Consider the following 12,279-nt stretch of genomic DNA (forward strand, 5'->3'; position numbering starts at 1 on the left):
TATGATAACTTGTAAAGCGCTTTCAATAAATGGGATTAGCGAGGTGTATGGCGAGTGAGCAGCGTAGTGACCTATGCTGCCCCGAAGGGGGCGGTTTTGCTAGATGATTTTAAAGTAAAGGTGCGGGTTCCCGGCGAGGCTTGGCAGCATGTGCCTGTCTATAAGGTCAAGGTAGATATGCACGATGTGCGGGAAGCATCCATGTCTAGTTTCGATATGGAGGGAACTGTCGAAGCGGAAATTACGTACCGTCGAGGTGAACTGAAGGATGTTGCTATTCGTCCTTTGTCGCATTCTATTCGTTACGCAGTCGAAGAAGACACCATTCGATTGACGCTTAATCAACCAAGAAAGCTAGTTATCGAATGCAATGGCGAACGGTTCGGCAATTTGCATCTATTTGCGAACCCTATGGAGACGGATGCTCCGAATCCCGACGATTCGAATGTGCTCGCGATTCAGCCGGGAATTCATCGCTTACCAGATATTTTACAACAGTTCAATAATAGTACGAACGAACGTCAAGCTCCTGATATTTTGTATTTTGCACCGGGCATGCACTATATCGAAGAGACGGTGCTTCCCGTTTCATCGGGCAAGACGGTCTATATCGCAGGCGGCGCTATTCTCGTCGGCTCGATCGTATGCGATCATGTGCGGGACGTTGTCATTCGCGGGCGCGGGTTTATCTACCTAGCTGATTTCCCTCGTTTTTCGGCATTTCGGGGTGTTCGGGTCATCTTCTCCGAGAACATTGCGATAGAAGGGATTACGGTCATCGACCCGCCGCATTACAGCGTTTTTATTGGCAAATCGCAAGGAATCTCGATCTGGAATTTCAAGTCGTTCAGCACGCGAGGCTGGTCGGATGGCATCGATATCATGTCAAGCGAGCGGATTCACATTGACGATATCTTCATGCGGAATTCAGACGATTGCATAGCCGTCTACGGTTCGCGCTGGGATTTCTACGGGGACACCAGGGGGTAACGGTACGGAATTCCATTCTTTGGGCCGATGTTGCTCATCCCATCATGATTGGCACGCATGGAGATCATCACCGCAATGGCGATGTTATCGAAGAGCTTCGATTCGAAAATATTGACATTCTTGAACACCATGAACCTCAACCCAACTATTGGGGAGCCATGGCTATTAACGCGGGGGACCGGAATACAGTTCGGAATGTTGTATTCGAGAACATTCGCGTCGAAGCGATCGAGCAGGGGCAATTGCTCGATATCCGCGTCGTTCATAACGAGGATTATAATCCCGTGCCTGGCAATCGAATCGAAAATGTTGTATTTCGAGACATTCATTACGCTGGTAAAACGCCGCATCCGTCCCGAATACATGGGTTCGATAATGAACGTATTGTAGATGGCGTCTTGTTCGATAACTTACGGTTCGGGGATGAACGCGTGGAAGGAAACGGCCACCGAGCTCTTGATATAAACGGTTATGTCCGCAATATCGTATTCGTCAAGAAATAAACAGACAATGTAAATGAGGGGAAGAAGGACAATGGGCAATACGGGAAAAATTTTGATTTATACAAAAGACCAGGGGGCTGCTTTGGGCGATCTATTCGGCATTTTTTTCGAGGATATCAATCATGCCGCGGATGGTGGTCTATACGCCGAGATGGTTCGAAACCGTTCTTTCGAATTCGATCCGATTGACCGGCATGATTATGATGGCTTAACCGCGTGGGAGAAGGTAGAGCTTGGAGAAGGGAAAAGCAGCATACAAGTGGAGCAGGAGCACCCTATTCATCCACGCAACCCTCATTACGTTGCGGTTGAGATCATAGAGGCTGGAGAAGGAGTAGGCATCAAAAATCTGGGCTTCAATTCGGGATTGCCATATCGCGAAGGCGAAACGTATACGTTCTCCATGTACGCCAGGCGGAGCGCAAGCTTCGATGAGCCTGTAGCCGTAAGGCTGGAAGGGATTGACGGTACGGTATACGGCGAAGCGAAGGTAATGGTTACATCGGAGTGGACGAAATACGAGGTTGTCGTTGCTTCATCGGCTACCGACTTCAGCGGCAGGTTGGCAGTTGTGACTAAGGGAAATGGCACCCTATATTTGGACATGATCTCGCTCTTCCCGACCAAGACGTTTCGGAACAGACCGGGGGGACTGCGAGACGACATCGCGACAATGTTGGCCGATCTGAAGCCGAAATTTATGCGTTTCCCTGGCGGTTGCCTTATTCATGACGGCTCGTTAAACGCCGGGGACCGCGACTCCATGTACAGATGGAAAAACACGATCGGGCCTGTCGAACAAAGACCGCCGCGCAAGAACAACTGGCGATATCATCAGACGCTGGGGCTCGGTTATTTCGAGTATTTTCAATTTTGCGAAGATATTGGAGCAAAGCCCATTCCAATTTTGCCTGCGGGCTCTGATCCGCATAGCCAACGCTATGTTCCGATTGATGAGCTGGGACCATGGATTGACGATGCACTCGATCTGATCGAATTCGCGAACGGCGACGCTTCGACCGAGTGGGGCAGCTTGCGCGCGCTGCTCGGGCATCCAGAGCCTTTCAACCTGGAGTATATCGGTATTGGCAATGAAGAGATCGGGGAGCAGTTCTTCGAGCGGTATACTTATTTCCATCAGGCGATTAAAGCGAAATATCCCGACATTCAGATTATCAATTCAAGTGGGCCGTTCGCTGCCGGGGGCGAATATGAACGCGGATGGCGTTCCGCGCGGGACAACGGCTCGGATTTCGTGGACGAACATTATTATCAATCTCCGGACTGGTTGCTGGCTCATTATCACCGATATGATTCATTCAGCGCCGACGATCCTAAGGTGTTCCTCGGGGAATACGCTTCATGGGGCAATACATACTACAACGCGCTTGCGGAAGCCGCGTTTATGACCGGACTCGAGAAGAATGCTCATGCCGTCGGATTGGCGTGTTATGCGCCGCTTCTTTGCAACATCGATTATGTGAACTGGAAACCGGATTTGATTTGGTTCAATAATCATCAAGTTTTCGGTACGGCCAACTATTATGTGCAGCAAATGTTCATGCACCATCAAGGAGACCATTTGCTGCGCATGGTTACCGACGGGTTCGCAGTTCCGGCCCAGCCTGCCGGCAATAAAGAACGAATTGAAGGCAAGCTGCTCGTGGGGGCGAATCTCAATGAAGTTGTTTACCGCGATATTCGCTTGATTAACCACGAGACTGGTGAAGTGAGGACGCTGACGGACAAGGTCGAAATAGGCGAGACGGAAGAAGATCGACGCCACCGTTCCGAATTTGGCCGCAATGCGGTAGTTGGCGAAACTGGCTTGAAGAGCTATTCGCTGAGCATGAAGGCGATAAGGAAAAATGGTTCGAGAGGATTTATCATGTTTTTCGGGTTTCAGGATGAAGCCAATTATGTGGTGTGGGAAGCGGGCAGCCACTCCAATCAGGAATCGATGGTTCATGCCGGCTCGAAAGGGTACAGAGGTTGTCTGACGCAAAGCCTGTTCTCGCCGGAGACTGGCGTGGAATATCACCTGGAAGTGCGAGTAGATGGACGGAGGATACGCACCTATGTCGACGGCGCTTTGATCAATGATACGGAACACATTGCACCAGTCATTGAACCCCTATACTGTTCTGCCAGTATTGAAGAGGCAACCGGAGATGTGATTGTCAAAGCCGTGAACGTACATGATGTCGACGTTCAAGCGCAGCTCCAATTTGCCGACTTGCATTCGGACAGCCTTTTGATCGATGTATATGATATGTCTGGTTACGGTCTGGATGAGATGAACAGCTTGGAGGCGCCGGCAAAAATTGTACCCAAGTATAAGAGGATGCAAACGTCAGGCAATCAAGTAAGCTACGAGTTCCCTAAGCATTCAGTTACTGTGTTCCGCGTTAGGAAAGGATGATCGCTCTTCATTTTTCGATAGAATCCACTTAGGATTTCGATTGAATAACAATTCTGAGAATGATGCTGTTCAGTACGGCATCATTCTCATGATGTGAGACTACAACCCGGGTAATGGACAACTGGTGAAAGATATGAAAACAACTGACATGATGGTTAGTCAAGTGATTCGAAGTATTATTATTTTGTAGAAGAAGCCAACATATAAACATTTCGGTAAATTGTCTCTACATTTTTGGTTATAAGAACCATTGATAGGGGGTGATTTTTATGATTGGAACTGTAAGCGTTTTCTTAATTGTAATGGTTTAGGGGAAGAGAGTAATTTGAAGAAATTTTAAAATTGGAGGAACGAAATGAAAATCGTAAATGTTATTATGCAATCGCGCAGGCTGATAGCCCTGATTCTATCCCTGATCATGCTGTTCTCTCTTGCATTGCCTGTGCAAGGCGAAGAATCCGCAGGTTCAGGCGTAACGGTTACGGAATCAACTTACGAGCAGACTGTCACGGAGTCAACTTACGAAAGTACCCCGAAGCCGATCGTTTACGAGTTTGAAGGGAACGCCAATAGCTCTGACGGATCGGTTAACGGTACGGTCACCGGCACTCCCGCATACGTGGACGGGGTAGTCGGGCAAGCCATCCAGCTGAATGGAACATCCTCTTACGTGACGCTGCCGGCTGAGCATCCGATGTCAGACTATGAAGCCATTACAATATCTACATGGGTGAAATGGAATGGAGGAAGCAACTGGCAGAGGATTTTTGACTTCGGCAAAGGCACAAGCAATTATATGTTCCTGACACCGAAAAGAGGGACACTTATGCGGTTCGCCATTATAAACGGCGGCTCCGAGAAAGTTTTGGATACGGCACAGCTCCCAGTAGGACAGTGGACTCATGTGGCCCTGACGCTGGGCGGTGGAGAAGCTACACTTTATGTAAACGGGGAAGCAAAAGCAACGAATAGCAATGTTGCGATTAAGCCAAGTGATTTTGCGCCGAATTTGAACTATATCGGGAAAAGCCAGTTCGCTAGTGATCCGTTGTTTAACGGCTTGATTGATGAATTCAGTATCTACGACTATGCCTTAAGCGCGGCCGAGATTGAGAGGGTATATAAGGGGACCCAGTTTAACTCCGTGCTTCATCAAGCCGCCAATATGATTGTGGCCGGACAGCAATACTACTCGGATGAAACTTGGGCTATACTGCTGGAAACAAACAGTCGCGCACTGGCGTTGAAAGCAGATCGGGAAGCGACTCAAGATCAGATTGACGCCATGGCAGCAGAATTGCTTGCAGCGATTCAGGGTCTCGCCGAGCCCTTGCCGACCTTCGTCAACAACACGGGTACAGAGCTTATTCATCCTGCCGTCAGTGTAGCGCCAGCGGATCTGTTTCGCATACGGGAGCATATCCGCAACAAAGAACAGCCGTGGTACGGTTATTTCGAAAATTTTGCGGCCAGTTCGTTCGCGTCCAAATCGTACGGGATTAGAATCGATAAAAATCCGTCCGCCGGTTTTGACGCGCTTGAGGCGAACTACACCTATGACAGCTATAGCACCAGCCTCTTTAATGGGGCAATGACGCAGGATGCCCTTGCAGCGTACTATCAGGCGATCATGTATTTCATGACAGGGGATCCCGACTATCGGGAAAAAGCGATGCGGATCGTCCTGCTGTGGGGCAGCCTGGATCCGTCCAAAGCGAAGTATGTGACGGATGCGCATATTCATCAGGGACGACCCATGTACTATATGAATGCGGCCGCGGAATTGCTGCGTTATACGAGTACAGGACACGAAGAGCTGAAATGGAAGGATGAGTATTCACAAAAATATAGCGATAACTTTCAGAAACCGGCGCTAAGTCTCTGGATGGAGCGAAATACCAACTGGATGAATCAACACCAAACTTCTGTCATGGCAACATTATCCTCCTATGTTTTCATGGATAGCAAGGCGGATTACGAGCGTGTGTTAGAGTGGGCGACAATAAACGCCAGCACTCCATCTGGGCACGCATACCATAACGGTGCGATAGCCAACGCCATGTTTGAATACTCCACGGACAGCAAAGGGAATGTGCTGGACGAGCCTGTCGTGGCGGTCAAAGAAATGGTAAGGGATCAACCGCATTCGTTCGATAACGTGATGAACTTGTCCATTCTGGCTCAAATCATTTCGGCACAAGGCACTTCACTCGACCCGGTCAACGGGACAGCTACTGTGGCCAGTGATGGAGTGGACGTCTATTCCTTCTTGAACGACCGGCTTATCAAAGGCGTCAATACCTATTATAAATACAACCTGGGATACGCTATTCCATTCAATGACGGCTTGAATAATTCGGTTAGCGCAGACAGACGGGGACGCCTCGGCGCCAGCGAGGACTACTACTACATCTATAAATATGGCAAGGGCTATACGGATAACAATCCCGACTTTAAGTATGTAGCAGAAGCGATGAATAAGTATTGGGAAATTTATGGTTTGAGAACCAGCGATTTGTGGCTCTATATTCCTGATGGCGCTTTAGGCACACCCGTACCTGCTGTTATTGCCCATGAGAATGGGAGCACGGTTCCGTACCAGTTTGAAACACATTTTACCCCGTTAGACAGCGGCATTACGAGAACAAACGATTCGATCCTCATCGAGGCCGAAGAAGCCGGCTCCCTATTCGCTGTTCCTAGTGTGGGCATCTGGCGTAATGGTGACTTGGCGTTCCGAATCAAGAGCAATGCGATTACGACGCTGAAGTTCCATGGCGATATTGGCAAAGAGCCGTTCGCCACGGTTAACCTGCCCGATACCGGAGGGGAATGGAAGTATGTGATCGTCAACTTGGCAAGTGTGCCTAGCACCGCTTTCCAAGCAGACTCCATGATCTATTTCAATGTATACGGCAAGACGGGGGAATATGTCGAGTTTGATCATCTATTGCTCAACAGCACAACGGTGAAAGCCCCTCTCTTCAAGGGAGCCGTAAACGAGCTGCAACTGGACTCTTATACGTCGGCGCGGCTGCAATATGATTTGTCCAATTCCGCAAGCAATGCAGGACAAACCATAACATACAGCATAGTCGAAGATAACACCGAATTTGTTAGCCATGCAAATATGACCGTAGATAGCAACGGCATACTGTCGGGGAACATTCCGGCATCCATCCCAATGGGTGATTATTCATTCTATGTGTCGGCATCTAATGGCACAGCCATGAATATTTTGGCGGTCACCGTCTCGGTCACAGGCAGCTATAGTGAAGCGATTAAAAATGTAATCCAAGCTTATGATCCTGCTCAAGTGTATGAAACAGCTAGCTATACCGTATTCCGGACGAAGTATGAAGCTGCGCTGACTCTTGTCGAATCCGGCGACGCGGCTGCCATGAATCAGGCATTGCTTGATTTGAAGGTAGCTGTTAGCGGGTTGCGCCTGTTAAATCCGTTGATAGCGGATGGAGCCCTTGATTTAACGGGGATCGCAGTCGGGGCGCCGGACAGCCCCAATGTCAATCCGGCATTTTTAGTAGACTATGGTGGCGCAGGTATTCCCATCAGATGGATAGTTGACGAGAAGCAGTTTACATTGGATTTCGGTGAGAATTTTAAGGTAAAGCCCAGCAAGTTCCTGATGTTGCCCGACTTTGGCTTCCCGGCACGGTCAGAGGGAGCAATCATTTTGGCATCCAATGACTATACGAACTGGGTGCGAATCTCCGACGATATGTCGGAATATACCACAGATTGGTTCACTTATACGGTAAAAGACGAGTACAAAAATACCGGATTCCGTTATTTTAGAATGAAGGATCTTACCGCCGGCGTATTAAACAAGGATGATTATACGGAGGACCAACCGTTCTATATCTCTGATCTCCATATTTTTGGCGAACGCTTTGAAACGGGCAATGTGGTGAAAGATATAAGCTTGAAACTGGAAGCTGTTTCGCCTGTCCAGGATACGCTCGATATTCCGCCTAGTGCCGTCATAGGCGATAAGGTGATTCTCACATTCAAAGCAGATGAACAGATCGGCAATATTCGGGCGACCATTCAGGGTGAGGCGGTTGGCGTGACAAATAACGGGGATGGTTCCTATACCGCTGAGTATGTTGTTCATGCCGGATCGAAGTCAGGCTATGCTGAGCTTTCCATTGATTATACCTTTGCAGACGGTACACCAGCCTATACTGTCTACAGCTACCCGGAGAAATACATTACGAATGTGAATAACGCACAAGTGTCCCAGAAAGTGTTGATTTCCAATACTTCCAATGAGATTAATGTGAGAGCTGAAGCACAATTAAGCGGTTCAAGCAATACGTTGGAAGCGACTGAAGCTACTTACTTGTTCGATGGCAAAATATCAACCTTCGCCGACGTAAGATATAATGGTAACGCTTACGGTTACTACGACATTGATTTCGGCACGAGCAACAGTAACAAGCTGATGCAGCTTGACCGAATCGAAATTTTGAACCGTAGCGGCTTTCCTGGCAGGGCAGCAGCTGTGAGTGTAAGTGCTTCTGATGATGGAGTAAACTGGCGAATAATTTCCGAAACATCGAAGGGCTATAGCTATGATATCTGGCAGCCGATTAAAGTGAAGGATCAATTTAAGGATTACGCCTTCCGATATTTCCGCATTTATGGAGGAGCCTGGTATGGAAATATATCGGAACTGCGTATGTTTGGGAAAGTCGGCGAGGATCTGAAGCGCTACGATCCTACGTATACGATCACGACATCGTCGAGTGATCCCGCGGCAGGAACGACCTTGGTTTATGTCAATTCGAACGGCCTTCCTCCTGCTCCAGCACCGACAGGAAATGAGGGAACCTCGCTGACGGTGCATGGCGATCAAACGTCCGTTACCGTGGTGGCGAAGCCGGCTGAAGGCTATGAATTCGTCAAATGGGTGGAGCCGACGATTACCTATGGGATGACGGCAGATTATTTATGGTCGGAATACCCCGTGTTCAACCTGACAACCTATTCAGGCGGTTATTTGGGCGGCGGAAAAACGTACAATGTAGTCAGAGACTGGCATTTGAAGGCGGTGTTCAGAAATATCTCAGCTCCTGCTGATGCAACTTTCGTTGCAGACGTTACGGACCCGACCAACGGCGACGTCACCTTAACGATCAGCTATCCGAATGACACTGCGGTGAAGGAATACAAAGTAGGCGACAGTGGCGAATGGATCGCGTACGGTGGTCCGGTGGTTATGTCCGAAAACGTTACGGTGTTTGCACGGGGAACGAATGCTGTGGGCAATGTTTCGAATGTCAGCAGCTATGCGGTCGGCAATATCGACAAGATCTCTCCAACGGCAACCGTGGCTTACAATGGACCGTCCACGATAGATCATACTGTGATAGCAACGATTACGCCAAGCGAGCCGGTATCCATTACAAACAATGGCAGTTCAGAAAGTTATACGTTCATTAGGAATGGCAGCTTCACATTCGAGTTTGTTGATGCGGCCGGAAACCAAGGATCAGTTGCCGCGACAGTAAACAATATCCCTGCAAAGAGCACAGGTGTACCAGGCAAACCAGTTCTGTCCGACGACAATGGGGATGATACAGGTCAGCAGGACGGCAATTACAATATTATTATGAATATGTGGTACGGAAATAATGGCAGGATCTACAAGCTTTACGAGAATGACGTATTAATCGATACCAAAATTTTAAAGGATGACTCCCCGAGCGCTCAGAAAGCGATAACTTCCATTGCAAATAAGCTGAATGGGACCTATGCCTATCGCGTGGAGCTGACCAACGCGTATGGGACAACAACAAGCAGTACGCACACGGTAAACGTAACGCATGCAGCGCCGGCCAAACCGGTATTATCTGTAAATAACTGGGACGGCGACGGGGATTTCAATGTCAGCATGAATATGTGGTGGGGCACCAATGGTACAACGTACAATTTGTTCGAAAATGGCGTTCTCATCCATACGCAAGAGTTGACGAGCAATACACCGTCTGCCCAATCGGCAGTAACCGCTATTACGGATCGGACGATTGGCATATATGAATATCGCGCGGAACTCATCAACTATGCTGGTGCAATCTCCAGCGATACGATGACTGTTACTGTGACCAAGTAAGGTTTCGGTCCGGTCATTCAGGCAACAATGGTCAATTAGGATATTATTAATAATCGTACTAGTTTCGGGAGGAAGGCCTTAATGCCTTCCTCCTTTAATAAATCGGGGGCGGAATTGCAATATTTTCATGGAAAAAGAATAAAAGGAGGGTAATAAAATAATGAGTAGAAAGCGTTTTCGACAATTTGTTTCCTGCATTCTTTGCGCTATGTTGGTCGTTTCGGGCGTTATCTTCGTTGGCGGCCAGACAGCGAAAGCGGCTATTTCGCCGCTTATTACTTCTTACAAGCCTCAGGTCGTAAATACCGATGTCAATGCTTCTTATATTGATTCTTCCGGGAACACGATATCGGCAATCATCCACCATCCGGGCATTGCAATGAGACAGGCAGATTTGGACAATATGCGCGATCATGTAAGAGCGGGCGACGAGCCTTGGAACACGGCATTTAATACCTTTTCCAGCAAACCCCAATCCAGCGAAAATCCAAGAATTTATTATGAATCCGGGTATGATTTATTCGTCAATATTCCGGGTCCATGGGCCTTTACGGACGCAAACGGTGTATATCGGTCCAATCCCAGCGATTATGTAGGTACTCGGGCCAATACAGATTCCGAAACCGCTTTCATACAGGCGATTATGTGGTATGTTACCGGTAATGAAACGTATCGCTCGAATGCCATGACGATCATCAGAAATTACGCAGCAATACAGTCTGTTGTTAAACATACGAACTTCCGTTTTGCAACGTCGACTTATTTGCTTGCGGCAGCGGCAGAAATTTTGCGCTATTCCGATACGCCGACGCAGAGTCTGAAATGGTCGGATACCGATACTCAAAATTTCACAAATATGATGGAGCTTCTTAGAAACACTTATGATCAACCTGAGGATCCTAATCAAGCCCATAATTTCTTCATGAATCAGCATCAGTTTGCCATCATGGGGATGATTGCGCGAGCTATCTTCAACAATGACCTGCAGCTTTATGCGGAGGCCGTGGAAGCAACGACAGTTAACTCAGCAGGTAACCCGGGAGGAAGAAACGGTTCGATCAAGCATCAGATGCGTTGGATGACGGCAAATGAAATAACAGGAGAACCGTTGGCTCCATTGGATTACCACGTGCAGTTAATGGAAATGGGGCGCGATGCGGGACATACTTATGGCAATGTGGGTGGACTGTCTACATTGGTGAAAACCATCGATGCCCAAGGTACGAAAGTTGACCCGATGAATGGAACGATTTCTACTGCTTCGAATGCGGTCAATGTATTCAATTTCCTAGATGATCGGTTATTGGCAGGAGTGACATACACTCTGAAGTATCATCTTGGTCATGATGTTTTATGGACCCCTGCGTACTCGGACGGATACACAGCCGGAGCCGCATATTATGACAAGATCAACCCGGACGGCAGGGGCAGAATCGATCCTTACTTAAGTGTTTTATATAACTATTATAAATATATTGAACAAAGGGATATGACCCAAGAAAAATATAAATACCTGGCCTATGCCTATGAAACGGGAATGCCGGAAGTTGCAGCAAAGGATTATCCGCTTGCTACTTTGTTGTACACACCTGATGCAGCACAAACTGTCGGCTTGAGCAACCAGATCACTTTAGGCTCAATATCGGGCTTGACGGCAACGGCAGCAGGCCCGGCTACGATCAACTTAAGTTGGACGGCTGTACCGGGAGCACTAGGATATAACTTATATAGATCAATAACAGCAGATGGAACTTATACAAAGATTAATAGTGCACCAATTACAGCAGCCTCTTATAGCAATACCGGGTTAGAATCGAATACGATTTACTATTATCAGGTAAGCGTAGCCGGGGGATCGACGTCAGCTGTCGTATCCGCGGCAACGGGAGGAACCGGAGTTCCGGTTTTGGATGCAAGCAGTTATACCATTATGCTGAATGATACGCATACGACGGCATTAACGGTCATGGATTTTGATAGGAGCGTTCAGGATCTTACAGCTCAGGCGAGTTATTCTTCATCTAACCCGGTCGTGGCAACAGTGAATGCAGGAGGCGTAGTTACGGGTTTAAGTTTAGGTACAGCTACGATTACAGCTGCCTACAATGGACAGACTTACAATGCCGCCGTAAAAGTAGTCATGGATACCAACTTAAATACCTGGTATAAATTTGACGAAACGAGCGGTACTACAGCCGCGGACTCGTCCGGCTACGGAAATAACGGAA

At 48.0% G+C, this 12,279-nt stretch carries 5 protein-coding genes; all 5 read left to right on the plus strand.

All coding sequences use genetic code 11. The features are described 5' to 3' along the window. Positions 1-54: 54 nt before the first annotated feature. Positions 55-990: a glycosyl hydrolase family 28 protein gene (locus WH37_RS03890; RefSeq protein ID WP_231594114.1), complete on the plus strand. Its 936-nt coding sequence runs from the start codon at positions 55-57 to the stop codon at positions 988-990. A gap of 44 nt (positions 991-1,034) precedes the next feature. Beyond that, positions 1,035-1,493 carry a hypothetical protein gene (locus tag WH37_RS36290; protein WP_231594115.1) on the plus strand — a complete coding sequence of 153 codons (459 nt, stop codon included), beginning with the start codon at positions 1,035-1,037 and terminating at the stop codon, positions 1,491-1,493. A gap of 31 nt (positions 1,494-1,524) precedes the next feature. Beyond that, positions 1,525-3,915, plus strand: coding sequence for an alpha-L-arabinofuranosidase C-terminal domain-containing protein (locus WH37_RS03895; RefSeq protein WP_046229256.1), 2,391 nt, complete (start codon positions 1,525-1,527; stop codon positions 3,913-3,915). 355 nt (positions 3,916-4,270) lie between these two features. Then, the gene (locus WH37_RS03900; protein WP_046229257.1) at positions 4,271-10,051 is read left to right on the plus strand and encodes a LamG-like jellyroll fold domain-containing protein; all 5,781 of its coding nucleotides are present in this window, start codon (positions 4,271-4,273) and stop codon (positions 10,049-10,051) included. 160 nt (positions 10,052-10,211) lie between these two features. Continuing rightward, a partial coding sequence (locus tag WH37_RS03905) for an Ig-like domain-containing protein (RefSeq protein ID WP_046229258.1) occupies positions 10,212-12,279 on the plus strand: 2,068 nt, incomplete at its 3' end.

This window comes from Paenibacillus algorifonticola (assembly GCF_000971975.1).
GTDB classification, from domain to species: Bacteria; Bacillota; Bacilli; order Paenibacillales; family Paenibacillaceae; genus Pristimantibacillus; species Pristimantibacillus algorifonticola.